The following is a 23,143-nucleotide window of genomic DNA, read 5'->3' as shown; positions in this document are numbered from 1 at the left end:
TAAAACACAGAGCTGGTCATTATGCAAATCTACCCCTCATTGAAGGTGGAAGTCTTTATTGAATTCGTCTGCTTTCTTTGTGTTGATCGGGATTTCAGCAATAGCAGGCGCCAATCCAGGTCATCAACTGCAAACTCTAGGAGTACTTACACGACGCCGTGTGTCTTAAACCAGTCAACAGCACGTGACCAGCCATCTTTGGCATCCGCTTCGACATAACTTGGTCGATAATCCGCATGGAATGCATGGCCGGAATTGTCATAGACTTTAAATTCGGAGTGGCTTTGACCTTTGCTCAACGCTTCCTTCATTTGTTCAACAGTCGTCACCGGAATGCCGGTATCGTTGGCACCGTATAAACCCAGAATTGGCGTTTTTAGAGTGGCGGCGATATCGATAGGATGCGTCGGCGTGAACGGATTGGCTTCTGCGATAAGTTTGCCATACCACGCAACCCCCGCTTTTACAGCAGGATTGTGGGCCGAATACATCCAGGTAATGCGGCCACCCCAACAAAAACCTGTGATGCCGAGACGACTGACATCACCACCATGATTTTTAGCCCAAGCGACGGTCGCATCCAGATCCCCCATCACTTGCGCGTCGGGTACTTTAGCGATGATGTTCTGAATTAACTCGGCGACAGAGGGATAGTGATTGACGTCCCCTTGGCGCACAAACAGATCCGGTGCTATCGCAAGGTAACCAAGTTTGGCAAAGCGTCGGGCGACATCAGCGATGTGTTCATGAACGCCAAAAATTTCTGAAATCACTAAAATCACAGGCAAGTCCGCTTTATTCTGTGGTTTTGCGAAGTAAAGAGGAACTTGCTGACCGTTGATAGCAATATGCGTGTGACCAGCCTCAAGACCACTGCTGTCCGTTTTAATCATCGTCTGTGCGCATACCGGCAAAGCGGCGGCCGCAAAACCGACGCCCACTGCTGTTTGTATAAAGTTACGGCGGCTCATTGGTTCAGCCTCGTCAGAATGTCCAGTCATACTATTAAACTCTTCACGGTGTTGCATCGCTGTCTCCTGATCGGTTAAGGATGTGGGTTAATGTTTGAGGGGTAATGGTTGATGGTTGATTGGAACTTAGTACCCCGTATCTTAGCTTGAAATTTGATGAAGGGTACTCAGGATGACCTCAACCGTTTCATGATCCTTTAGTATGCAAAAAAATGATGGTGCTGATTCAATCAATCACGCTGTATCGCCATGATGAGTGTTGCTGGGAAGAAAATTTCATTATTTTTAACTAAAAATCTACACTGTTTTGCTTAAAACTTCAAAAAATTCAACGATCGCTGAAATTCATTTCATGCCTCTTCGATGAAATTCTTGCATCTTCCTGTCGTACCATCCAAGCCACAGAGCAAATCAGGCTCGACGCACGAATAAAACAACTAGGAGATAAGATGGTCTGGAGTCAAGTTTACGACCCGTTAGGGAATGTGTGGTTATCTGCCCTCATGGCAGCAATACCTGTTGTCGTCATGCTGGCATGTATTGCGTTCGGTCATATGAAAGCACACTACGCAGCAGGATTAGGGCTGATCAGTGCATTACTGGTCGCTATCTGGGGCTTTGGGATGCCGGCAGGGTTGGCATGGAATGCAGCAGGTTTTGGCGCTGCGTATGGCTTGCTGCCAATTGGCTGGATCGTCCTCAATATCATTTTCTTGCATCAATTGACTATCGAAAATGGTTCATTCAATGTATTGCAAGACAGTCTGACGAATATTACGGATGACCGTCGTATTCAATTGTTGCTGATCGCTTTCTGTTTTGGTGCTTTCTTTGAAGGTGCTGCTGGTTTTGGTACACCAGTTGCTGTGACTGCTGCCATCATGATTGGCTTGGGGTTTTCTCCGCTTGCTGCCTCTGGCTTATGTCTCATCGCTAACACGGCGCCAGTTGCTTATGGTGCCTTAGGAACGCCTGTGATTGCACTGGCTGCGGTCACTGGTCTGGATCTGATGCAACTCTCAGGCATGATCGGCCGTATTCTGCCTTTGTTTTCTTTAATAGTACCTTTTTGGTTGATTTGGGCCTTTGCTGGTTTCCGTGGCATGCTGCAAATCTGGCCTGCAATTCTGGTCGCTGGTTTGAGTTTTGCAATCCCACAATATCTTGTCTCTAACTATCACGGTCCATGGTTAGTCGATGTGGTCGCTGCAATTATTTCCATGATCAGCCTGATTTTATTCCTGAAAGTCTGGAAGCCTTCTAAAGTCTGGACCTCAGTTTCATTAAAAGGCCATGTCGATGACTCGGGTGTACCTGACGTCGCCAGCGAGCAACCCCATGGTCATGAAGCTGACGTTGCTGCAGCAATCTTCAAAAAGCATGACCGTCGCGCATTGGTATTGGCATGGATGCCGTGGGTTATTCTGACAATCTTAGTGTTTATCTGGGGTGTGCCAGAATTCAAAAAATGGGTGGATGGCATCTCTATCTTCAAAATTCCGTTTGCGGGGCTCGATAACATGGTTCAGAAAGTGGCACCCGTTGTTGCTACACCACATAAAGAGTCTGCCGTTTATGTCCTCAACTGGCTCTCTGCGACAGGTACAGGCATCTTCATCGCCAGTATTATCAGTGGTGTGTTGATGAAATACCGCTTGTTGGATCTCGTACGTATTTATTTCCGTACGATCTGGTTAGTACGTTATTCGCTGTTGACGATCGTTCTGATGCTGGCGTTGGGTTACCTGACTCGTTACTCTGGCACTGACGCTACGCTTGGTATTGCATTCGCTCACACAGGTAGCCTATATCCGATTTTTGGTACCTTGTTGGGTTGGATGGGTGTGGCATTGACTGGTTCTGATACCGCAGCAAACGTCTTGTTTGGTGGTTTGCAAAAAACGACAGCAGAACAACTGGGTTTAAACCCAATCCTGATGGCATCGGCGAACAGTGCTGGTGGTGTGATGGGTAAAATGGTCGACGCACAAAGTATCGTTGTGGCTAGTACCGCTACCCGTTGGTATGGGCATGAAAGCAGTATCTTACGTTTCGTGTTCTTCCATAGCTTGGCGTTAGCTGTGTTAGTTGGTTTCTTTGTCTTCTTGCAGGCTTACATGCCGCCATTTACAGCATTGGTACATTAAGGTAGTTGTTTTAAGGTATCTGTTCCTTTCTTTCGCAAGCGGAGGGAGGGAACAAGAATAAGGGAACAAGAACGAGAGCGGCATTGAGACTACGTCTCAATGCCGCTTTTTATTTTGCTCTCTATTTTTACTCCGGCTTCAAGTAAAACGCATCTGGTAACTGCGCACCCGCGGTCGTTTCTTTGATATCACCCTTGGTATTCGTCAGTACCACTTCCAATTCAGGCCCACCGAGCTCAATAATCACCTGACGGCATGCGCCGCAAGGAGCAATCGGACCTTCGGTGTCGCCAGTGACGGCGATCTTTGCAAAATCTCCAGGACGATAACCAGCAGCGACTGCGCTGAACAAGGCAGTGCGCTCGGCGCAATTACACAGACCGTAGGAGGCATTTTCGACGTTACAGCCATGAAAAACTTTCCCGTCTTTTGTCAGTACAGCAGCACCGACTTTGAATTTGGAGTAAGGCGCATACGCCCGTTCACGCGCTTGGTTTGCTTCGGTGATGAGTTGTTGAGTGTTCATAGTGGGTTCCATTGAAAAAGGCATGTCGGAGTACGGCATGCCTTTGAATAGTGATACAAGCTGTAGTTAAGTTGCAGTTGATTTGTATCTGATGTTATTTTTTAACGCCTAATTCACGCAGACGTTCTTGCAGATAACTACCTGACGTGTGGCGCTCGGAGAGCACAACATCGGGACGTGGATGCAAGAACAACGGCAATGAAATACGGGATTTTTTCGCTTCTTCGCCAGTTGGGTTCAAGACGCGATGAATCGTCGAAGGATAATAACCCTGTGACGCTTCGTCGAGCATATCGCCAATATTGACAATCAACATACCGAAATCACATGGCACGTCATGCCAAGCGTCATCTTTGCCTAATACTTGCAATCCCGCTTGTGTTGCAGCAGGCAGTACGGTCAGCAGGTTGATATCGCCATGCGCTGCGGCACGCACGGCATCTGGTTCTTCGTCACCGCGCAATGGTGGGTAGTGCAATACGCGTAACAGAGTCAGGTCGCTATCCGTAATCATGTCTGATAAAGGCATGGAATACTTCGCTTTAATGTCCGCTGGTGTGTGATCTTCTACCCATTGCAGTAACTCAGCGGCCAGTTTGGAGCCTTCAGCATAGTATTCACGTGCAGCGTTCGACACTTCGGACGGTACGCGACCCCATGGATAAACGTGATAAAACTCTTTCAGATCGCGTTTGGCAAAACCCTTCGCGGTTTCCGAAATTTTTGGCGAAAAATAGCCATCCATTTTTTCAGCGTCGAACTCGTATTTGTTCTTCTTGTCAGTCTGGAAAAATTCATACCATTCCTGATAAATGGTATTGAGCAAGTGTTGAGACAATGGATGGTTTGTCAGCACACCGAAGCCTGTTTTATGCAGGCTTTCAGTGAATTTTCTGGCGGCATCCGGATCGCGATAATCAACAGGTTGAATATGCATGATCGCTCCTTAGTTGCTCAATGGTGCTTGCAACCAATCGCTGCTCAATGTTGCGTCGATCAGTTTAGAACAGGCATCCGCATCCACTTTCATACAAACGCGGGTTTCTGGTTTGCTGGCTTCCCAACCTGCCTGCGGATAAGGGATCGGCAGTTTTGCCATCATAGTCTGACCATTGCCGATACCTTCTTTGGCAACGCGAACGCGGCCAGATTGGGTTTCGAAAATCTCTGGCGCAACGAGCCAGACAAACGCTAACACGTCATGACCGTAGCAAGCATGGCCAAGGTCAGGGCGGATACTTTGATAGAAATTAGCGTAGAAGTTCACGGCGTGCGACAAGGTGTCCATCGCGACGTGTTTATGTTGGTCTGCCAGACGCGCAAAGAATGTCGATGGCAATACTACGCGGTGGGTCACATCCAGACCAACCATGGTCAGATCCCAACCTGCGGTAAACACTAAATCAGCTGCATCAGGATCGTTCCAGACGTTGGCTTCAGCGACCGGAGACACATTGCCTGGCTCATCAACTGCACCAGCCATCAACACGACATTTTTTAATAACTTTGGCAGTTGTGGTTCCATCTTCAATGCTAGACCCAGATTGCCCAGCGGGCCCACTGCTACCAGAGTGATTTCACCTGGATGTTGACGCGCCATCTTGACGATGAATTCAGCAGCACTTTCAACTTCTGCTTTACCGCCAACTTCAATCCGTGAAGGTAAATTGCCCAGACCGTCTGCACCGTGAATAAAGTCAGGTGGTGTTCCTGCAGCTTTGGCGAATGGCACATTAACGCCTTGCGCGACTGGAATACTACGTCCGGTAATACGTGTCAGATACAGTGCATTAATCGTTGCTTGTTCAACATAGACGTTACCAAAAGTCGTCGTGATACCAACGACATCGATATCTGGATGGGCGAGTGCAAAGTACAGCGCCATTGCATCATCTACACCTGGGTCGGTATCAAAAATGACTTTGTGTTTTGTTTGCATGGATGTTCTCCAAAAAATAACTCCGGCTGGCCATTGGACAGAACCCAGACGCGAAGCGATTTGTTGCGGTTGACCCGGTTCAAGGAGGCCGAAAATTGCGCTTTTGCTGACACTAACCCGGCTGTGTCCGTGGTGACAGCCGAGTCGCTTATTTTTTCTTTTTGCTCTAGCGAGACTTTACAAATGGTACGCCAATGGCTTTTGGTGCCACTGACTTTGCCATGAAACCTGCCAGTACGATGACCGTGACAACATACGGGATCATTTGAATCAAAGAGCCCGGTACCTTGCCGATCACAGGAAAAACAACGCCCTCGATCTGCACCTGCAATGCTGTAAAGAAACCAAACATCAGACAGCCTAAAGCCGTCTGTAAAGGACGCCAGTTGCCAAATACCAGTGCCGTCAACGCCAGATAGCCATTACCTGCTGACATATCACGCAGGAAAAATCCACTTTGTACGATAGATAAATAAGCACCAGACAGCGAACACAATACGCCAGCACAAAGCATCGCTATAAAACGTGTACGCTCAACATTTACGCCAGCAGCATCGGCCGCATGAGGATTTTCACCAACGGCACGCAGGCGCAAGCCAAAGCGACTGTGGTACAACACCCAGTGAACTAGCGGGATCAAGGCGAAGGCAACATAGACCAGTACACTATGACCGCCTAATAGCTGTGTGTAGAACCAGCCCAGGAAAGGGATATTGGCGATGGCAGCGGACCCAGGTAACACGATATCAAACAGGCGCGCTTCGCCAAGATCAGGTGTACGGCCACCTTGCATAAAGAAGAACTGTGCCAGTACAAATGTCAGTCCACTCAGTGCAATGTTAATCGCGATACCAGCAACGAGTTGATTACCTTTTTGAGTAATACTCACGAAGCCTTGAAGAAGCGCGATCGCAACTGAGATGCCTACGCCCGCCAACACGCCAAGCCAGGGATTTTGTGTCGTGTAAGCGACGGCAGCTGAGACAAATGCTGCAGCCAGCATTTTTCCTTCTAAGGCAAGATCAATCACGCCACTACGTTCGGCGAACAGACCTGCCATTGATGCAAACATGAGAACTGGTGCATTGCGAATAGTGGCAACCAAAATGCTGGAAAATTGAAAATCATCAAACATCATTTTTCCTTACGTTTTAATAGTGCGGATAACGCTGGCGTGTAGAGATTTTCCATGGCGCCGCAGAACAAAATAATTAGACCTTGAATAAAGATGAAGGTCTCTGGGGGAATATTCGGTTTTTCCAGAGACAGGTCAAAGCCACCCTGAATCAGCGCACCAAACAAAATCGATGAAAGGAAAATGCCAATCGGATGTTGACGTCCCATTAAGGCAATCGCAATACCGATAAATCCTGCACCTGCCGGAAAATTCAGATTCAGATAGTGGGTGGAGCCCATCACCGAGTTAACGGCTCCCAGGCCTGCCAGTGCACCCGAAATCATCATAGTGATGATGATGGTTTTTTTGATAGAGATCCCCGCATAATGGGCGGCATGTTGATTTAAACCGGTGGCACGTAACTGATAGCCCCAGGTCGTGCGCCAGATTGCCACGCCATAAATGACTAACGCCAGAATCGCGAGAATAAAACTGATATTGAGCGGTGTTTCACCCAACGCTGGAATAAGGGCATTTAGTTTTGGTAACCAGGAACTATCTGCGAATAAGCGACTCGCAGGATTTTGTTGGCCATCTGGGATCATCAGTATGATCAGGTAGTTCATCAGATTGGCCGCAATGAAATTAAACATAATCGTTGTCACGACCACGTGGCTACCACGCCTAGCCTGGAGATATCCTGGTAAAAATGCCCATAATGCACCAAAAATCGCACTGCTGGCAATCGCCAGCGGGATCAGAATCCAGCCGGGTAAATGTGCATCAAACGCCAATAATACTAATGTTAGTCCCAGGCCACCAATATACATTTGACCTTCGCTGCCGATATTAAATAAGCCAGCTTGCATCGCAACCGATACTGATAAACCGGTAAAGATAAACGTTGCCGCATAAAACAGGGTGTAGCCGAGACCTTCAGGATCAAGTACTGCAGCATTAACTAGGATTTGCAGCGATTCAAGCGGACTCTCACCCAACAAATAAATGACACCTGCAGCAACCAACAGCGCAGAGAGCAAATTCAGTAAGGGCAGGGCAAAGGCGCTGGCCCAACGGGGAAGATCGGCTTGATTCATACTTTTAACTCTATCGTCGCTGTTAGCTTTATATGTTCTCGGAACTATCGGAAGTATCGGGAATCTGGGGACTGCCCCTTATCTGACAGGGGTCTGTCTGTCAGTCTCGTTGTGGGCGCACGTTCTTCTCTTTAATTCATGACGAATGATGGACTCATCCATCATTCTCGTACTCGTCTTATTGCTACATTAATTACTAATGTTTATGTAAACCACCCATCAACAAACCGATACGGGTAGCATCAAATTCTTCTACTTTCAGTTCACCCGTTATCGTGCCACTGGACATCACCAGAATTCGGTCGGCTAATGCCCTGACTTCTTCCAGTTCGACGGAGACCAGTAAAATAGCGACGCCAGCGTCACGCATAGCAAGTAAGCGTGCGTGTAGACTCTCGATGGTGCCGATATCAACACCGCGGGTTGGCTGACCGACTAGCATGAGTTGCGGGTTGGCATTAATTTCACGTGCCATCACTACTTTTTGCTGATTTCCGCCTGACAATAAGGCAATCCGTAGGTGCGGATCTGCCGGGCGCACATCAAATTTACTCAGCATCTCAGCGCAGTTCTTCAAAATCTGTTTGTAATTGAGTAAGCCAAATGTTTTACCTAATTTTTTCTGATAACCGAAAAAACTATTCATCATCACCGAAAAATTTTTGACGACGGCGTTACGCAGGCGATCTTCTGGAACGTGGCCGATGCCCCATTCGCGATACACCGCAGGTAAACCGTCAGCGTCTTTGCGTCCGGCGAACGGCAGTGTTTTGCCATGCATCGTGATGCTGCCACTGGAGGGCAGGCGCATACCGCTTAAAATTTCAAGTAACTCGCTCTGACCATTGCCAGACACACCTGCTACAGCGACAATTTCACCGGCACGAATGTTGAAATTCAGATCGTTGAGTAAGTTCACTTGCTGTTCATTCACCAGATTGAGACCTTTTACCTCGAGTACATTTGCGCCTGGTGCATAAGGCGCGCGAGGCAAATGGGCTTCGATAGGGCGACCGACCATCAGTTCTGCTAACTGTTCTTTGTTGGTCGCTGCTGTGACAACAGAACCCACGACAGTGCCACCGCGCATGACGGTGACTTCGTCGGTGATTTCCAGAATCTCTTGCAGTTTGTGTGTGATCAGGATGATGGTTTTTCCCTGCTCCTTAAACAAACGCAATACTTCAAATAAGGACGCGGTTTCTTGTACTGTCAGCACCGCAGTCGGTTCATCCAGAATCAGGATGTTCGCACTGCGATAAATTTGCTTCAAAATTTCTACCCGCTGCTGTACCCCGACAGACAAATCTTCAATTTTGTCGAGGGGATCAACGTCGAGGTTATAACGTTGACAGATTTCGCGTAAGGTCGCCTCAGCTTCTTTACGACGATGTTTAAGGCGGAAGCCGCCTTCACCACCGAGCATGATATTGTCGAGTACCGTCATATTTTCGACCAGCATAAAGTGCTGGTGAACCATGCCGATGCCTAGCACAATGGCCTCGTGGCTGTTACGTATCTGTTGTATCTGACCGTTGATCAGGACGTTACCGCTGTCAGCCTGATAGTAACCATACAGGATACTCATCAGCGTCGACTTACCCGCACCATTTTCACCGATGACGCCGTGAATAGAGCCAGGCGCAATGGAAAAGCTCACATCACGATTAGCCTGCACTGCGCCAAAGCGTTTGGCAATGTGTTGAAATTCGACGGCTGGCTGCATACTTTCAGGTTTCCGGATGATAAATAGGGGCGGGGGCGTTAACGTAAAATAAACGTAAAAATGTCGGGGCGCTATCAGTCAGCGCCCCGTTTGTTCGATCTTGAATCAGACTGGGCACTTATTCGCATCACGGAAATCAACTACTTTGATTTTACCGTTGATGATGTCTTGCTTGGCTGCATTGACGCGTTTTTCAACTTCAGCACTCACCACGCTGCGATTATCTTTATCTAATGCCCAGTCAACGCCACCTTCTTTTAAGCCTTTATAAGTCACGCCACCTTTCCAGGTGCCGTTTTTGACTTCCATGAAGCTGCCGTAGATCACTTGATCAACACGTTTAACCATGGAGGTCAGCATATTGCCTGGGTGAATGTAGTTCTGGTTGGAATCGACACCAATACCCAGTTTGCCTTTTTCTTTGATGGCTTGTAACGCGCCCATGCCACTACCGCCTGCAGCAGCAAAGATCACATCAACACCGCGTTCCATTTGTGCGCGCGCAAGCTCGCCACCTTTGGCAGGGTCATTCCACGCTGCTGTTGTGGTGCCGACCATATTTTGTACCAGATCCGTTTTTGCATCGGTTGCTTTTGCACCTTGCGCGTAGCCGCAAGAGAAATTGCGGATCAGTGGAATATCCATACCGCCGATGAAGCCGAGCTTTTTGGATTTGCTTGACAGTGCCGCAGCAACACCTACCAGATAAGAACCTTCTTGCTCTTTAAATAGCACGGAATTGACGTTATCGCCTTTGGCAACACCATCGATAATCACGAATTTCGTCTTGGGAAATTCTTTAGCGATGTTTTGTACAGCTTGTGCCTGCGCAAAGCCAATCGCCGCAATCAGATCCACGTTTTTACGAGCCAAGTTACGCAGCATTTGTTCTGCTTGTGTGTCACTGGCGACCTGCACTTCAATCACATTGATTTTGGTTTCTTTTTTGAAGCGATCAGCACCTTCTGATGCGGATTGATTGAAAGATTTATCAAACTTGCCGCCCGCGTCGTAGATGACCGCTACTTTAGGATCAGCCGCGTAGACGCTGCTTGCAGCTAACAGACCAGCCAGGGACAGGCAAATTTGCTTGAGTTTCATAAAAACTTCCTTTTCAGATGTCGTAGTGTGATAGTGGTTTTCTGGCGGTTCGTTATGTTTTAGGCCAGAGCGCTATCACTAGCCTACCATGTCCATCGCTGTTGCTTTGTCATGGTGGCGAAATTTTATCAAATACTGGTGTTTCTTATTGAGTTTGCGTTATTCGTGATACTCACGTTACGCAGCTTTACGTGCTGACATAAACTGGATGACGTCCTGTCGCTGCGGTATCGACGTCTGCGCACCGAGCTTAGTGACTGTTAACGCCGCCGTGTATTGGGCTTCAATACTGGCTTCCAAGATACTCAGTCCGTTCGCAATCCCTACCGCAAAGGTGCCAACAAAGGTGTCTCCAGCGGCAGTCGTATCAATCACGTCGACTTTAATTGCCGGAATAAACTGACTGCTGGTTTGTTGGGTAATCAATGCACCGTGACCGCCCATGGTTAAGATGACCGTGTTAACGCCAAACTTAGTTATCGCGCGTGACGCGGATTCTGCCGTTGCCTGATCTGTCACCGCAACGCCACTGAGTAACGCTGCTTCAGTTTCATTGAGAATCAGAAAATCGACTTGCTTTAACAGTGCGTGACTTAACGCTTGAGCTGGTGCAGGATTAAGGATCACTTTCACGCCTTGCTCACGTGCGACTTTTACTGCGTATTCGACGGTCGTTAACGGCGTTTCGAGTTGACACAACAACAGTTTGGCCGAGGCGATAGTGGAGCGGGCCTCGTCGATGTGAGACGTTGTCAGACTGGCGTTCGCACCTGCCGCTAACACGATACTATTATCACCACCATCTTCGACCAGAATGCCTGCGACCCCTGTGGCCACACCTTTGATGGTTGTCAAATGACTGATATCGATACCTTCGCTAGATAAACACTGCTTAGAAAACGTACCAAAACCATCGTCACCTACAGCGCCAATAAAGCTAACATCAGCACCTTGGCGTGCCGCAGCGACTGCCTGGTTGGCGCCTTTGCCACCTGGGATCTGGCGAAATTCGTGTCCATGCAAAGTTTCGCCGAGCGCAGGCATGCGTGGGGTGCGAAAGACCAGATCCATATTGACGCTGCCGACTACCGTTATCCGTGGCTTCATGATGCTATTTTCTCAATAAAAAGTGGATGCGCAATCGTTTGCGCAATCGTTTTCGTATTTAACTATGCGCTCATCGGCTCGTCAAGCGCATTCTCTGTTTTTGGTGAAATTTTGTGCAATTTAAAGACTTGCGGAGCGTCTTTGCGACAGGACAAGCGGCCATCTTTATGATTTTGATCTCTTTGCGATGTTGTCTGCAAACGCGATTGTGGGGCTGACGGGCGATGCTGTCAAATGCAGTATCAAAGAAAAATTGCGGCAGATTTCATTTATCGACAATGTATAAAAAATGCTGGTTGACACGCTTTCCACATATGTTTATTGTAATAAACAATTGTTTTATTTTGAGCGTTTTATTTTTTCATAGCTACTTCGCAAACATTTGCATTCATGACCAAGTTAATGTCGAAAAAAGATCAGCTTTTTGAGCTGGTGAGGGGAAATCCGTACATTTCTCAACAGGAATTAGCGGCGCAATTACAATTATCCCGATCAGCGGTCGCTGGCTATCTGGCTAATCTGACGAAGGATGGACGGATTTTAGGCCGCGCGTATGTTTTACCTGACCGCAGTCCATTTATTTGTATCGGTGGCGCGAATATTGACCGCAAATTACGCAGCAAAGGACCACTACAAATGGGAACGTCGAACCCCGTCAGTCAATATGAAAGTTACGGTGGCGTTGCGCGGAATATCGCTGAAAATCTTGCCCGACTTGGTGCAGCAACACGGTTGATTTGCGCTGTAGGTGATGATGCAGCAGGTCAAAGCCTATTGACGCAGGCCGATTCCGTTGGCATTGATGTTGCTGCCAGCTTGCATGTATCTGGTGCTCTCAGTGGTAGCTACACTGCATTGTTGGACGATGCGGGAGAGTTGGTCTTGGCGATGGCGCATATGGAGTTGTGCGAGAGCCTGACACCAGCGTTTCTTGTCAGTCGCCAGCAACAGCGGGCGAATGCGATGATGACGATTGCCGATATGAATCTCCCTCTCGATAGTATGCAACTTTTGTTAGACGAGGCAAACGTCAACTGTACGCCCTTGGTCGTTGTCGCTGTCTCTCAACCTAAAATGACACGTTTGCCTGAACAATTAACAGGATTGCGCCTATTGATTCTTAATAATGCCGAACTGGAGCAGCGTCATGGGCATGCTTGTGCTACGCATGATGAGATGATAGCCGCAGGTCGCCGCTTGCAGGCGCAAGGTGTGCAGGATGTGATTATTACATTAGGCGAACAGGGTATTTTATTTAGCGACAGCAACCGGGGCGATGCATGGACTTTTTGTGCGGCAGTTCCGGTTGAGTCAACTGCGGTTGTTGATGTGACTGGCGCTGGCGATGCATTTGTGGCCGGCGTTTGTTGGTCACTACGCGAACAACCGGACGACTTACCACTGGCTTGCCACCGCGGTCAGCAGTTAGCAGCAATCACTGTCAAAACTACAGCAACCGTTGCTCAACAGTTGCATTCATCTCTATTTAACGAGGAAATTCTATGCAATCCCATTTGATTTTTTCTGAAGAAGTCCGTGCCGCCACGTTATCAGGCAAGCCTGTCGTTGCGTTGGAATCGACGATTATTTCGCACGGGATGCCCTATCCGCACAATGTGCAGACGGCGCTTGAAGTAGAGCATATCATCCGTGAGAAGGGTGCAGTGCCAGCCACTATTGCCGTTATGAACGGTAAGATCCATATTGGTTTGTCGCACGCCGAACTAGAGTTGTTGGGACAATCTAAGGATGCACTAAAGGTAAGTCGTCGTGATTTACCGTATGTGCTGACAACAAAAAAACTGGGGGCAACGACAGTTGCTGCCACGATGATTTGTGCTCAGTTGGCAGGTATTCAGGTCTTTGTCACTGGTGGTATTGGTGGCGTACATCGTGGTGCAGAGCATAGTTTTGATATCTCAGCCGACTTACAAGAATTAGCGCGCACCTCTGTTGCGGTTGTTTGTGCTGGTGCTAAATCGATCCTCGACATTGGTCTGACGTTGGAATATTTGGAGACCTACGGCGTGCCAGTGGTTAGCGTCGGGCAGTCGGCTTTTCCTGCATTTTTTACGCGTGATAGTGGATTTCAAGCTGATTTTCAGCTTGATAGCGCAGAAGAGCAAGCCGAATTTGTGCATGCCAAATGGGGACTGGGTTTAGATGGGGGCGTCGTTATCGCTAATCCCGTGCCAGAGTCGGATGCGATGCCGAAAGAAGAGATTGATCAGATCACACTGCAAGCATTGCAAGAAGCGGGTGTGCAAGGTATTCAAGGCAAGGCTGTGACGCCGTTTTTGTTAAGCAGGATCAAAGAACTGACTGCAGGTCGGAGTCTGACAACCAACATTGCGTTGGTGAAGAATAATGCCCGAGTCGGTGCGGAGCTAGCGCTGGCATTACACAAAAAACATTGATCGTTTTGCTGTCAAAATCGATCAAGTAGATGCGGTAATGGTAGGCATTTAAGTTGATCACAACTGGGGTTGGCGCTCCACAACGAATGCGATCGCACTTCGTAGAGTCAAGCCGGGCGGGGCCCGGCAGCCACCGTCCTCTTTTGTTTTGCCAAGAAACACGCTATCACAACCCACATCAGAAAACACCTAACGACAAATTCAGTTGTGACGAATTCAGTCAAGGATAGAAAATACTGACGTGATAACCAGAAGCTCTGAGTTTTGGTAATTCAAAGTACACCTTGATATTTTGCTGACTTTTTGGCGCAAAGCCCTTGCTCAAGACGGTCTGGTCGGTGAGATAATCGGATGGCGTAAAGGCTTTTTGTAATACCGCTTTATCTTTTTCATCATTCAGTATCAGCTCAATGTGTGGCCAGGATTGCAAAGTTGCGCTGTTATTTTGTAATTGTATGGACAATGAAAAAGCCTTGCCTTCAGGTGGCGGTGATTCTAGTTCATTTGATTCCACACTGATGCGTTCGATCTGTGCAGGTAAGTTCACCTGACAATGCATCACATCACATGCCTTGATAAGAGCGGCTTTGCTTTCAGGAAAATTGGCGGCAATCTGAACGCGGAAGATATAGATCGCTTGTAGCAATAGCAACGGCAGTAACAGCAGGCAGGAAACCAGCATCGCAATCCGAACGATGCGACCACGTTTTTGTTCGCGCTCAGCCTTGAGTACAAAGTCAGGTTTTTCTTCTGCGGCCATCTCGCCATCAACCGGGTTGCCTGCATCATCTATGTGAGCAGCATGACCAACGACATCGCTCACAGAATCTTCTGCGAGGGCAGCATGATTGGCGAGGGCTGATTCTGTTTCACCGATATAGGGTTCTCGTAGCTCGTCAGGCGTTGGTTCCAAATGAGATTGGGAATCTTGTTCTTGATGGCCCGCGTCCTCATTTATTGTCAGGGAGCTTTCAGGCGTATCTGTTAATGACCATGAATCGTCCGTTGGCTCCAGTGTGACTGCTTTAGTTTCTAATTCAACCTTGGTTGCCAAGTTGGCGTCAGGTGTCGCAGGATCTGCAAATAGATCAATGTCGTCGTCGCCGAGTAAAAAATCTAATGAAGCGGCCGAGTCAGGCAGTATCTCTGTACTGGTCTCTGGTTGCGCTGTAGGGGCAACCGTCTCAGCGGTGGATTGTTCATCTACAACGCTACCGGCGTCAGCAGTTTGCCAAGACTCAAGATCATTCAGGTCCTCATTGGGAAGGATAGAGAAGGTATCTTCAGGCAATGTATCGGCCGGCGCTTCAGGCACCTCGGGTGTCTGCTCAATGTGCTGAATTTGTGGCTCGGTCGTTGCTGATGGGGGAGGCACCTGATTATCAGAACTGTTTGGGGTGGTGGACTTTACGCCATCGAGTGGAATCAGATGCTCCACCCCATTGAAGGTTTGCTGGCACGAGCCGCAGCGTACCAGTCCAGCATGTAACTTCAGTTGGTCGTTGGCGACCCTGAATGTTGTCATGCAATGGGGGCAGCGGGTGGCGAGTGCCATAGCTTTATCCTGCTAATTTTCCGGACAGTGCAACCCAACCTTCATGCTCTGCCCAGACACTGAGTTGAATGAAAGGCGCGTACGCCGCCGCCACTTCTTCTGCTTGGCGCGCCAGTACGCCGGATAAAATGAGAGAGCCGCCAGCAGCAACGCGACCCGCAAGCATCGGTGCCATTAATTTAAGTGGGCTCGATAAAATATTTGCCACGACGACATCAAATTTTTCGGATGATGGATGTGCTTCGCCAAATGCTGCTGGTAACGCGTATTCAATCTCGCATTGATTGCGTTCGGCATTGTATTGTCCTGACTCGATGGCTTGTGGGTCGATGTCAACGCCGATGACGTTTGCTGCGCCTAATTTTTTAGCAACCATGGCCAGAATACCAGAGCCGCAGCCATAATCGAGGACGCTCAGATTTTCAGGAGCGTGTTCTTCCAGCCATTCCATACACAAACGTGTCGTTGGGTGACTGCCTGTACCAAATGCCAGACCCGGATCTAATTCGAGGATTAAGGCATTCACATCTGGCGCGTCATGCCAGCTAGGCACAACCCAGATATTCTTACCGATATGAATTGGGGCAAATTGAGATTGGGTTAAGCGTACCCAGTCTTGTTCTTCAACGTTGCGGATCGTGTATTTTGGTGCTTCTGGCAGGCCGATGGCTGCTGCAGCATCAGCAACAATCACTGCGTGATCGCTGTCGATGTCAGCCAGAGCAACAACGCGGCTGCGGTCCCAGGCAGCTTCGTCAGGCTCCATGCCCGGCTCACCAAATATTGGCTTTTCGTCAGCGGTGCCTTCATCTGCGTCCTCTACCGAAACAGACAGCGCGCCGGCATCCATCAGGGCGTCCGACAAAGGTTCTGCATGCGCACGAGCTACTTCGATGACAATTTCTATCCAAGCCATTTTATTACTTTCTATTCCTACGTTAAAACCAACGGGCTCACCACAGTGCTACAGAGAAAACACCAAAGGGCAACATCCAGATTTGATATAAAGAATTCACTCTATTCTAATCCTTCTGTGCCCTTTCGCACCTCCGTATTAAGAGGTTTTAAGCTTTACTTATTTTTCTTTGACAAATCTGGCATGTCCGCCAATTTATGTTCCAGATAATGGATATTGGTGCCGCCTTCAATAAAACGTGCATCAATCATCAACTCTCTGTGCAATGGGATATTCGTCTGAATACCTTCTACGACCATTTCTGACAAGGCAATTTGCATACGGCGGATCGCTTGTTCACGCGTTTCGCCGTAGGAAATGACTTTACCGATCATGGAGTCGTAGTTCGGTGGTACGAAGTAGCCTGCGTATGCATGAGAGTCAACACGAATCCCTGGGCCGCCTGGCGTATGCCAGGAAGTAATGCGACCTGGGGACGGCGTGAATTTAAATGGATCTTCGGCATTGATACGGCATTCGATCGAATGACCTTTGATCGTAATGTCACTTTGTTTGAATCGCAATTTTTCGTTGAAGGCAATACGGATTTGTTCCTGAACAATATCTACACCCGTGATCATTTCGGTGACTGGATGCTCAACTTGAACGCGGGTATTCATTTCAATGAAATAGAATTCGCCATTTTCGTACAGGAACTCGAATGTACCAGCACCGCGATAACCAATTTTGCGGCAAGCGGCAGCGCAACGATCACCGACTTTTTCGATCAGTTTGCGTGGAATGCCTGGTGCGGGTGCTTCTTCGATCACTTTTTGGTGGCGACGTTGCATTGAGCAGTCACGCTCACCCAACCAGATCGCATTACCATGCTGATCGGCAAGAATCTGGATTTCCACGTGACGTGGGTTTTCCAGGAACTTTTCCATATAGACTTCAGGATTGCCAAATGCTGCGCCGGCTTCCGCTTTGGTCATTGTTACCGCATTGAGCAGGGCTGCTTCGGTGTGGACAACGCGCATACCGCGTCCACCACCACCGCCAGCCGCTTTAATGATGACCGGATAACCTACTTTACGTGCGGTCTGTACGATGACTTTCGGATCGTCTGGCAAAGCACCTTCGGAGCCTGGTACGCAAGGAACGCCAGCTTCGATCATGGCGTGCTTCGCGGAGACCTTGTCGCCCATCAGGCGAATGGATTCAGCGCGTGGTCCAATGAAAACAAAGCCGGATTGCTCTACGCGTTCAGCGAAATCGGCGTTTTCAGACAAAAACCCATAACCAGGGTGAATTGCTTGTGCATCGGTCACTTCAGCCGCGCTGATAATCGCTGGCATGCTGAGGTAACTCAGATTCGATGGCGCAGGACCGATACAGACAGATTCATCGGCCAGCTTGACATATTTTGCTTCGCGGTCGGCTTCGGAATGCACGACAACGGTTTTGATACCCATCTCGCGGCATGCGCGCTGAATACGGAGCGCGATTTCACCACGGTTGGCGATAAGAATTTTTTCAAACATGATTTAACTTTGCTGTGGCAATGGTTGCAGCTCTTGGTGTCGGTAGTATGAACACGCTAGCCCGGATTAGCCAATGACGAACAGTGGTTGGCCGTATTCAACCGGCTGACCGTTTTCGACCAGAATTTGTTTGATCACGCCGTCGAAATCGCTTTCGATTTCATTTAAGAGTTTCATCGCTTCGATGATGCAAAGGGTGTCGCCTTTGTTGATTTGTTTGCCGATATCAGCAAACGGTGCAGAACCTGGGGAAGAAGAGCGGTAGAACGTGCCAACCATCGGAGACTTCACGATCTGACCTTCAGGTACGGCGGCAACTGGCGCTGCGACTGGTGCTGGTGCTGCTGGCTGCTGTGCCTGTTGTGGCTGCTGCTGCATCATCACCACTTGGTTCTGGGGTAAAGCGGAAGATTTAACGATGCGGACTTTGCCTTCACCTTCTGTTACTTCGAGTTCGGCGATATCCGATTCCGCAACGAGGTCAATTAGGGTCTTGAGTTTTCTTAAATCCATGTGTAATCCCCTTAAAAAAAGTAGTTCTGAATTATCTGAAGGGCGCAATATAGAACGAATTACCCGTTCTTGCAATGCTGCCGAATTGCGGATTGTACATTAAAATGAATGAAAATGTATGTTAAATAAGCGAAGTTAGAAGAAATTAGATATTTTTTAGGGAAAAATCAATAGCCAGTCGATAACCGTCGGTCCCGCAACCGCAAATGACTGCTTTGGCAATTGCTGAAAGGAAAGAGTGGTGCCGGAATGCCTCGCGCTGATGAACATTCGAGATGTGGACCTCGATGAACGGAATGGCAACTCCTGCAAGGGCATCACGCAAGGCAACGCTAGTATGCGTCAATCCACCAGGATTAATCACGATGGCATCTACGTGCTCCAACCGTGCCGCATGAATGCGATCGATTAATGTGCCTTCATGATTACTTTGAAAAACCGCTAATTCTGCATCGGCGGCTTGTGCTTGTGCCTGAGCTGCGGCTTCCACGTCGGCGAGTGTCGTATAGCCATACGTGGCAGGCTCACGGGTGCCGAGCAAATTCAGATTGGGGCCATTCAGTAGCAGCAGTTTGCTTGCCATAGTCGGATTCAATTTGACGAAGATGGGCGCATTTTGCCGCTAATGGCTACAGATTGGCAAGAAAAAAACGACTTACTTTGCCTTTTCCGCAGAAAATTTGGCAATGTCAGCGCGTAGCTGGTCCATTTTTAGGCGTCCAAGATAGTTTTTGACAACTTTTCCTTCGGGATTAATTAACACCGTGAAAGGTAGTCCGCCCGCCTGATTACCCAATTGCCGTGTCAATTCACTGCCGTCCATGCCCGCGACATAAATGGGGTAGCTAATGCTGTATTTCTTTGTGAATTCAGCAATATTACTCGGGCTATCAATCCCCATGCCAATAATTTGCACGGATTTACTTTGTAACTCTTTTTGTAGGGCGGACAATTCTGGCATTTCCTGAACACAAGGGCCGCACCAGGTTGCCCAGAAGTTAACTACTAGAAAGTGATGTTGCCATTGACTTAATGCTTGTGGCTTGCCAGTGCTGTCAGGCAAGGTTTTTGCAAAAAGCTGGGCCACGGTTTTATCTTGTGGAATCTCGGCACTGGCACGTAGATTACCCGCAAAAATACCTAAACCGAGACCAAGAACTGCGATCACTGTGGCGATAGGGAATATTTTTTTGCTCATTTTTCACTCAATGTCTTAAGTTTCTGCGTTGATCAATGCTTGCAATGTCGCTAAGTTAGCCCGCTCTGTGCTTTTGCCGTTACCGTTTCGGATTGCATCTGTTTCATGCAAAACCAGATGTACGCCTTCGTTTTCGACCATAAAACTCAATGTTTCTACGCTCTCGTTACGTTTTCCGAAGCTTTCGGACACCTCAAATTGCACATCTTTATTTAAAAGGAAGATGACAACGTCTTTGCTATTGTCTGTATATAAATGAAGATAAATGTCTGAATGTGGTCCGGCCGTGCCATTGAGTACCGCGCCAACGAGGTAGGGATTAAAACGCTCAAATTCAGTCATTAATCGAGCAGAAAGTTGTCTCAGTTGCAACAGTCTCTGAGGTTGAGTGTCTCCGAAAAACAATTCGTTGTATTCGCGGACTTCTTGTTCGATCTGCTCGTTATCCGGTAAGACATCGCCTTTGATTTTTTGATTGCCAAGCAATTGTTTGGCGGCTTTTCGCTTTGCTGAGGCGTAATCGGCACCATCTTCCGCAATCATGCGGGCGGCAAGGGCGGCGATTTCAGCACGCAATGCTTCTGCTTCTGTAGGAGTTTGAATCATCATGATGGCATCATAACTCAAGATCTATCCCTTCGTGCATAGGGAAACCACGCAGCTCTCAGGTAGAATTACGGGATTCTGAAAATAAGTGAAATTATGCATATTCATATCTTAGGTATCTGCGGCACGTTTATGGGTGGACTTGCTATTTTAGCAAAAGAAGCCGGACACAAAGTGACTGGGTGTGATGCCAACGTCTATCCGCCGATGAGTACGCAGCTTGAAGCGCAAGGGATTCAGTTGACGCAAGGCTTTGGTGCTGAACAGGTTGCTTTAGCACCGGATTTATATGTGATCGGCAATGTGGTTTCCCGTGGAAATCCCTTGATGGAAGAAATCCTGAATCGTGGCTTGCCGTATGTATCGGGTCCACAATGGATGGGTGAACATATTTTGCGGGATAAATGGGTGTTGGCCGTAGCAGGAACACACGGTAAAACGACAACATCCGCCATGCTGACCTGGATTCTTGACTATGCTGGCTATGCACCAGGATTTTTGATTGGTGGCGTACCGCTGAATTTTGGCATTTCTGCCCGCTTACACGGCACGCAGGCGTCTGATTTTTTTGTGATTGAAGCAGATGAATATGACACTGCGTTCTTTGATAAACGCAGTAAATTTGTTCATTACCATGCCAAAACGGCGATTCTGAATAATCTCGAATACGATCACGCAGATATTTTTCCCGATGTGACGGCGATCGAGACGCAATTTCATCATCTGGTGCGGACGGTGCCGGGTGTAGGGCGCTTGATTGTGAATGGCAAGGATGAATCGCTCGCACGCGTGGTCGCACGTGGTTGCTGGAGTGAGAAAGAATTCTTTGGTGTAGATCAGGCGTGGCGTCTAGTGTTAGGCAACGGCGAAGATTTTGATGTTTATTTTAACGATGCGTTGCAAGGGACAGTTCGCTGGCAACTGAACGGCGAGCACAATCGCCAGAACGCATTGGCAGCGATTGCAGCTGCACGTCATGTCGGCGTGACACCTTCGATCGCTATTGCGGCGCTGACTGAGTTTGTCAACGTCAAGCGCCGTATGGAAGTGCGCGGTGTAGAGCGCGGCGTGACAGTGATCGATGATTTTGCGCATCACCCCACCGCAATCACCACCACCGTTGCTGGTTTGCGTCGTAAAGTTGGCTCAGCCCGCATTCTTGCTGTCTTGGAACCACGTTCAAATACCATGAAGCTCGGCACCATGAAGCAGGCATTATCAGAAAGTCTCAAAGAGGCTGATTTGGTATTTGGGTTTGGTGCGCAAGAAGGAAAAGATGCCTTAGGCTGGAATCTGAGCGAGGCCTTGTCTCCATTGGGAGCGAAGGCGCAAAGTTTTCATTTGATACCAGCGTTGGTCGAGGCGATAGTCGCGCAGGCGCAACCTGGCGATTACGTTCTGGTCATGAGTAATGGTGGCTTTGGTGGTGTGCATCAACAATTACTAGATGCCCTCAAAGCAAAAAATAACGCAGAGGCAGGGGTAGTATGATTTTGTATTTGCACGGCTTTCGATCTTCACCCAACTCATTTAAAGCCAGGGCGATGCAAGAATACATGGATCGCTGTGGCCGAAGTGCGGAGTTTTTTTGCCCTGCGCTGTCGCCATCCCCTGCCTTGGCAATCGTGCAGGCAGAACAGTTATTAGCGGGTGTTGATCCCGCGGCAGTGACGATTATCGGCTCTTCACTGGGTGGTTTTTATGCGACTTGGTTGGCAGAGAAGTATGGCTGTAAAGCGATGCTAGTCAATCCCGCTGTCAAGCCACTACGCGAATTAGAAAGCTATGTTGGCGTTACCACCTACTACCATAGCGACGAACGATTCGAATTTAAAGCGGCGTATGTAGATGAATTGCGCGCGTTGGCAGTAACGACAATCACACATCCAGAGCGCTATTTTTTATTGGCAGCAACGGGTGATGAAGTACTGGACTGGCGCGAAATGGTGACCTTTTATCAGGGTGCCAGACAGCAGATTATTGAGGGAAGTGATCATGGCCTGGCAGAGTTTGCGGACATGTTTGACGAGGTCATGGCATTCTGTGATGCCAGTGTGATCCATGCGTGATTCGTACTTGCCCTTGTCTGTTAGCGAGCCACGTCGACTCGCCATTGCGCATTGGGTAGATCACGTCAATACGATCGAGACTCGGCCAGAGATGCAAGACTGGCTTTGCAACCGCGACTCATTGACCGCCAGATTGGTGGCGCGCTGTGATCAGTTTCGGGTCCAGCGATTGTCGCAACACCAGACACGTTGTCTGCATGATGAGTACACTAATATCGGTTTGGCAAGACCTGCCAAAGTGCGCCAGCGCGAGGTCTTACTCAAGTGTGATGGCGTACCGATGATCTATGGCCATACGGTCGTACCGCTAAATGCGACGGCGAATCAATGGCCTTTGTTTCATGCATTGGGTGAGCGGTCTTTGGGCAGTACCTTGTTTAATGATCCGCTGGTTGAACGGGGCGCTTTGTCCTATGCCCGTTTGCATACGAGTCATCCGCTGATACAAAGAATCAAGCGAGCAGTACCAGACATGCATGCTAGAACGCTGCCAGCACGACGATCACTGTTCTGGCGCAAAGGCGCATGTTTGCTGGTGACGGAGGTATTTTTGCCCGGAATTGTCAATCTGTAATGAAGCTTGCAGGCGAATCGGCATTGACGTTGATTAGATTT

General features: G+C 48.5%; 22 protein-coding genes. 6 read left to right on the top strand and 16 right to left on the bottom strand.

Annotated elements, in window-relative coordinates; all coding sequences use genetic code 11:
• Nucleotides 1-146 precede the first annotated feature (146 nt).
• Nucleotides 147-1,028 carry a dienelactone hydrolase family protein gene (locus ACO0KV_RS11205; RefSeq protein WP_423042611.1) on the bottom strand — a complete coding sequence of 294 codons (882 nt, stop codon included), beginning with the start codon at nucleotides 1,026-1,028 and terminating at the stop codon, nucleotides 147-149.
• A 392-nt stretch (nucleotides 1,029-1,420) separates the two neighbouring features.
• Here ACO0KV_RS11205 and ACO0KV_RS11200 point away from each other — a divergent pair, with 392 nt between their 5' ends.
• Nucleotides 1,421-3,118, top strand: coding sequence for an L-lactate permease (locus tag ACO0KV_RS11200; RefSeq protein ID WP_423042610.1), 1,698 nt, complete (start codon nucleotides 1,421-1,423; stop codon nucleotides 3,116-3,118).
• A 127-nt stretch (nucleotides 3,119-3,245) separates the two neighbouring features.
• Here ACO0KV_RS11200 and ACO0KV_RS11195 read toward each other — a convergent pair whose 3' ends face one another.
• The 8 genes from ACO0KV_RS11195 to rbsK all read right to left on the bottom strand — a co-directional run bounded on the left by ACO0KV_RS11195 (nucleotide 3,246) and on the right by rbsK (nucleotide 11,731).
• Entirely contained in the window at nucleotides 3,246-3,644 is a 399-nt protein-coding gene (locus ACO0KV_RS11195) for a cytidine deaminase (protein WP_423042609.1), read from the bottom strand.
• A gap of 94 nt (nucleotides 3,645-3,738) precedes the next feature.
• Nucleotides 3,739-4,581, bottom strand: a complete 843-nt coding sequence (locus tag ACO0KV_RS11190) for a 2OG-Fe(II) oxygenase family protein (protein WP_423042608.1) — start codon at nucleotides 4,579-4,581, stop codon at nucleotides 3,739-3,741.
• 9 nt (nucleotides 4,582-4,590) lie between these two features.
• Complete coding sequence (locus ACO0KV_RS11185) at nucleotides 4,591-5,583, bottom strand: nucleoside hydrolase (RefSeq protein ID WP_423042607.1); 993 nt, start codon at nucleotides 5,581-5,583, stop codon at nucleotides 4,591-4,593.
• 166 nt (nucleotides 5,584-5,749) lie between these two features.
• Nucleotides 5,750-6,721, bottom strand: coding sequence for an ABC transporter permease (locus ACO0KV_RS11180; protein ID WP_423042606.1), 972 nt, complete (start codon nucleotides 6,719-6,721; stop codon nucleotides 5,750-5,752).
• Nucleotides 6,718-7,797 (bottom strand): ABC transporter permease, encoded by a 1,080-nt coding sequence (locus ACO0KV_RS11175; RefSeq protein WP_423042605.1) that lies wholly within the window; start codon nucleotides 7,795-7,797, stop codon nucleotides 6,718-6,720. The genes ACO0KV_RS11180 and ACO0KV_RS11175 overlap by 4 nt, the downstream gene beginning before the upstream one ends.
• A gap of 196 nt (nucleotides 7,798-7,993) precedes the next feature.
• Nucleotides 7,994-9,523 carry an ABC transporter ATP-binding protein gene (locus tag ACO0KV_RS11170; protein WP_423042604.1) on the bottom strand — a complete coding sequence of 510 codons (1,530 nt, stop codon included), beginning with the start codon at nucleotides 9,521-9,523 and terminating at the stop codon, nucleotides 7,994-7,996.
• Nucleotides 9,524-9,628: 105 nt separating this feature from the next.
• The gene (locus tag ACO0KV_RS11165; RefSeq protein WP_423042603.1) at nucleotides 9,629-10,624 is read right to left on the bottom strand and encodes a BMP family lipoprotein; all 996 of its coding nucleotides are present in this window, start codon (nucleotides 10,622-10,624) and stop codon (nucleotides 9,629-9,631) included.
• Between the two features lie 177 nt (nucleotides 10,625-10,801).
• Nucleotides 10,802-11,731 (bottom strand): ribokinase, encoded by a 930-nt coding sequence (gene rbsK, locus ACO0KV_RS11160; RefSeq protein WP_423042602.1) that lies wholly within the window; start codon nucleotides 11,729-11,731, stop codon nucleotides 10,802-10,804.
• Nucleotides 11,732-12,133: 402 nt separating this feature from the next.
• Between rbsK and ACO0KV_RS11155 the strand changes: the two genes are divergently transcribed.
• Together ACO0KV_RS11155 and ACO0KV_RS11150 are read left to right on the top strand one after the other, a co-directional pair.
• The gene (locus tag ACO0KV_RS11155) at nucleotides 12,134-13,249 is read left to right on the top strand and encodes a carbohydrate kinase (RefSeq protein ID WP_423042601.1); all 1,116 of its coding nucleotides are present in this window, start codon (nucleotides 12,134-12,136) and stop codon (nucleotides 13,247-13,249) included.
• Nucleotides 13,234-14,148, top strand: coding sequence for a pseudouridine-5'-phosphate glycosidase (locus ACO0KV_RS11150; RefSeq protein WP_423042600.1), 915 nt, complete (start codon nucleotides 13,234-13,236; stop codon nucleotides 14,146-14,148). Before ACO0KV_RS11155 ends, ACO0KV_RS11150 begins: the two co-directional genes overlap by 16 nt.
• Nucleotides 14,149-14,368: 220 nt before the next feature.
• On the opposite strand, the gene ACO0KV_RS11145 is transcribed toward ACO0KV_RS11150, so the two are convergent.
• The 7 genes from ACO0KV_RS11145 to ACO0KV_RS11115 form a co-directional block, all read right to left on the bottom strand.
• The gene (locus ACO0KV_RS11145; RefSeq protein ID WP_423042599.1) at nucleotides 14,369-15,703 is read right to left on the bottom strand and encodes a DUF3426 domain-containing protein; all 1,335 of its coding nucleotides are present in this window, start codon (nucleotides 15,701-15,703) and stop codon (nucleotides 14,369-14,371) included.
• A gap of 4 nt (nucleotides 15,704-15,707) precedes the next feature.
• Entirely contained in the window at nucleotides 15,708-16,619 is a 912-nt protein-coding gene (prmA, locus tag ACO0KV_RS11140; protein ID WP_423042598.1) for a 50S ribosomal protein L11 methyltransferase, read from the bottom strand.
• A gap of 155 nt (nucleotides 16,620-16,774) precedes the next feature.
• On the bottom strand, nucleotides 16,775-18,142 hold the full coding sequence (accC, locus tag ACO0KV_RS11135) for an acetyl-CoA carboxylase biotin carboxylase subunit (RefSeq protein WP_186911016.1): 1,368 nt from the start codon (nucleotides 18,140-18,142) through the stop codon (nucleotides 16,775-16,777).
• A 66-nt stretch (nucleotides 18,143-18,208) separates the two neighbouring features.
• On the bottom strand, nucleotides 18,209-18,655 hold the full coding sequence (accB, locus tag ACO0KV_RS11130; RefSeq protein ID WP_423042597.1) for an acetyl-CoA carboxylase biotin carboxyl carrier protein: 447 nt from the start codon (nucleotides 18,653-18,655) through the stop codon (nucleotides 18,209-18,211).
• A 145-nt stretch (nucleotides 18,656-18,800) separates the two neighbouring features.
• Nucleotides 18,801-19,238 carry a type II 3-dehydroquinate dehydratase gene (gene aroQ, locus ACO0KV_RS11125; RefSeq protein WP_423042596.1) on the bottom strand — a complete coding sequence of 146 codons (438 nt, stop codon included), beginning with the start codon at nucleotides 19,236-19,238 and terminating at the stop codon, nucleotides 18,801-18,803.
• A 72-nt stretch (nucleotides 19,239-19,310) separates the two neighbouring features.
• A complete protein-coding gene (locus ACO0KV_RS11120; RefSeq protein WP_423042595.1) occupies nucleotides 19,311-19,853 on the bottom strand; it encodes a TlpA disulfide reductase family protein in 543 nt (180 codons plus the stop codon).
• Nucleotides 19,854-19,868: 15 nt separating this feature from the next.
• Nucleotides 19,869-20,462, bottom strand: a complete 594-nt coding sequence (locus ACO0KV_RS11115; RefSeq protein WP_423042594.1) for a hypothetical protein — start codon at nucleotides 20,460-20,462, stop codon at nucleotides 19,869-19,871.
• A gap of 93 nt (nucleotides 20,463-20,555) precedes the next feature.
• On the opposite strand from ACO0KV_RS11115, the gene mpl reads away from it, so the two are divergent.
• Genes mpl through ACO0KV_RS11100 form a run of 3 tightly spaced genes read left to right on the top strand, consistent with a single transcriptional unit; the run spans nucleotide 20,556 to nucleotide 23,102 of the window.
• The gene (gene mpl, locus ACO0KV_RS11110; RefSeq protein ID WP_423042593.1) at nucleotides 20,556-21,950 is read left to right on the top strand and encodes a UDP-N-acetylmuramate:L-alanyl-gamma-D-glutamyl-meso-diaminopimelate ligase; all 1,395 of its coding nucleotides are present in this window, start codon (nucleotides 20,556-20,558) and stop codon (nucleotides 21,948-21,950) included.
• A complete protein-coding gene (locus tag ACO0KV_RS11105; RefSeq protein WP_423042592.1) occupies nucleotides 21,947-22,528 on the top strand; it encodes a YqiA/YcfP family alpha/beta fold hydrolase in 582 nt (193 codons plus the stop codon). The genes mpl and ACO0KV_RS11105 overlap by 4 nt, the downstream gene beginning before the upstream one ends.
• Nucleotides 22,521-23,102, top strand: coding sequence for a chorismate--pyruvate lyase family protein (locus tag ACO0KV_RS11100; protein WP_423042591.1), 582 nt, complete (start codon nucleotides 22,521-22,523; stop codon nucleotides 23,100-23,102). The genes ACO0KV_RS11105 and ACO0KV_RS11100 overlap by 8 nt, the downstream gene beginning before the upstream one ends.
• The last annotated feature ends 41 nt before the right edge of the window (nucleotides 23,103-23,143 follow it).

Source organism: Undibacterium sp. RuRC25W (assembly GCF_049339825.1).
Taxonomy (GTDB): domain Bacteria; phylum Pseudomonadota; class Gammaproteobacteria; order Burkholderiales; family Burkholderiaceae_D; genus Undibacterium.
This window is presented reverse-complemented; position numbering and strand designations above follow the sequence as displayed.

Bases quoted from the DNA above. Each gene is read 5' to 3' on its own strand.
- ACO0KV_RS11205 (WP_423042611.1), bottom strand. From the start codon at position 1,028: ATGCAACACCGTGAAGAGTTTAATAGTATGACTGGACATTCTGACGAG.
- ACO0KV_RS11200 (WP_423042610.1), top strand. From the start codon at position 1,421: ATGGTCTGGAGTCAAGTTTACGACCCGTTAGGGAATGTGTGGTTATCT.
- ACO0KV_RS11195 (WP_423042609.1), bottom strand. From the start codon at position 3,644: ATGAACACTCAACAACTCATCACCGAAGCAAACCAAGCGCGTGAACGG.
- ACO0KV_RS11190 (WP_423042608.1), bottom strand. From the start codon at position 4,581: ATGCATATTCAACCTGTTGATTATCGCGATCCGGATGCCGCCAGAAAA.
- ACO0KV_RS11185 (WP_423042607.1), bottom strand. From the start codon at position 5,583: ATGCAAACAAAACACAAAGTCATTTTTGATACCGACCCAGGTGTAGAT.
- ACO0KV_RS11180 (WP_423042606.1), bottom strand. From the start codon at position 6,721: ATGATGTTTGATGATTTTCAATTTTCCAGCATTTTGGTTGCCACTATT.
- ACO0KV_RS11175 (WP_423042605.1), bottom strand. From the start codon at position 7,797: ATGAATCAAGCCGATCTTCCCCGTTGGGCCAGCGCCTTTGCCCTGCCC.
- ACO0KV_RS11170 (WP_423042604.1), bottom strand. From the start codon at position 9,523: ATGCAGCCAGCCGTCGAATTTCAACACATTGCCAAACGCTTTGGCGCA.
- ACO0KV_RS11165 (WP_423042603.1), bottom strand. From the start codon at position 10,624: ATGAAACTCAAGCAAATTTGCCTGTCCCTGGCTGGTCTGTTAGCTGCA.
- rbsK (WP_423042602.1), bottom strand. From the start codon at position 11,731: ATGAAGCCACGGATAACGGTAGTCGGCAGCGTCAATATGGATCTGGTC.
- ACO0KV_RS11155 (WP_423042601.1), top strand. From the start codon at position 12,134: ATGTCGAAAAAAGATCAGCTTTTTGAGCTGGTGAGGGGAAATCCGTAC.
- ACO0KV_RS11150 (WP_423042600.1), top strand. From the start codon at position 13,234: ATGCAATCCCATTTGATTTTTTCTGAAGAAGTCCGTGCCGCCACGTTA.
- ACO0KV_RS11145 (WP_423042599.1), bottom strand. From the start codon at position 15,703: ATGGCACTCGCCACCCGCTGCCCCCATTGCATGACAACATTCAGGGTC.
- prmA (WP_423042598.1), bottom strand. From the start codon at position 16,619: ATGGCTTGGATAGAAATTGTCATCGAAGTAGCTCGTGCGCATGCAGAA.
- accC (WP_186911016.1), bottom strand. From the start codon at position 18,142: ATGTTTGAAAAAATTCTTATCGCCAACCGTGGTGAAATCGCGCTCCGT.
- accB (WP_423042597.1), bottom strand. From the start codon at position 18,655: ATGGATTTAAGAAAACTCAAGACCCTAATTGACCTCGTTGCGGAATCG.
- aroQ (WP_423042596.1), bottom strand. From the start codon at position 19,238: ATGGCAAGCAAACTGCTGCTACTGAATGGCCCCAATCTGAATTTGCTC.
- ACO0KV_RS11120 (WP_423042595.1), bottom strand. From the start codon at position 19,853: ATGAGCAAAAAAATATTCCCTATCGCCACAGTGATCGCAGTTCTTGGT.
- ACO0KV_RS11115 (WP_423042594.1), bottom strand. From the start codon at position 20,462: ATGATGATTCAAACTCCTACAGAAGCAGAAGCATTGCGTGCTGAAATC.
- mpl (WP_423042593.1), top strand. From the start codon at position 20,556: ATGCATATTCATATCTTAGGTATCTGCGGCACGTTTATGGGTGGACTT.
- ACO0KV_RS11105 (WP_423042592.1), top strand. From the start codon at position 21,947: ATGATTTTGTATTTGCACGGCTTTCGATCTTCACCCAACTCATTTAAA.
- ACO0KV_RS11100 (WP_423042591.1), top strand. From the start codon at position 22,521: ATGCGTGATTCGTACTTGCCCTTGTCTGTTAGCGAGCCACGTCGACTC.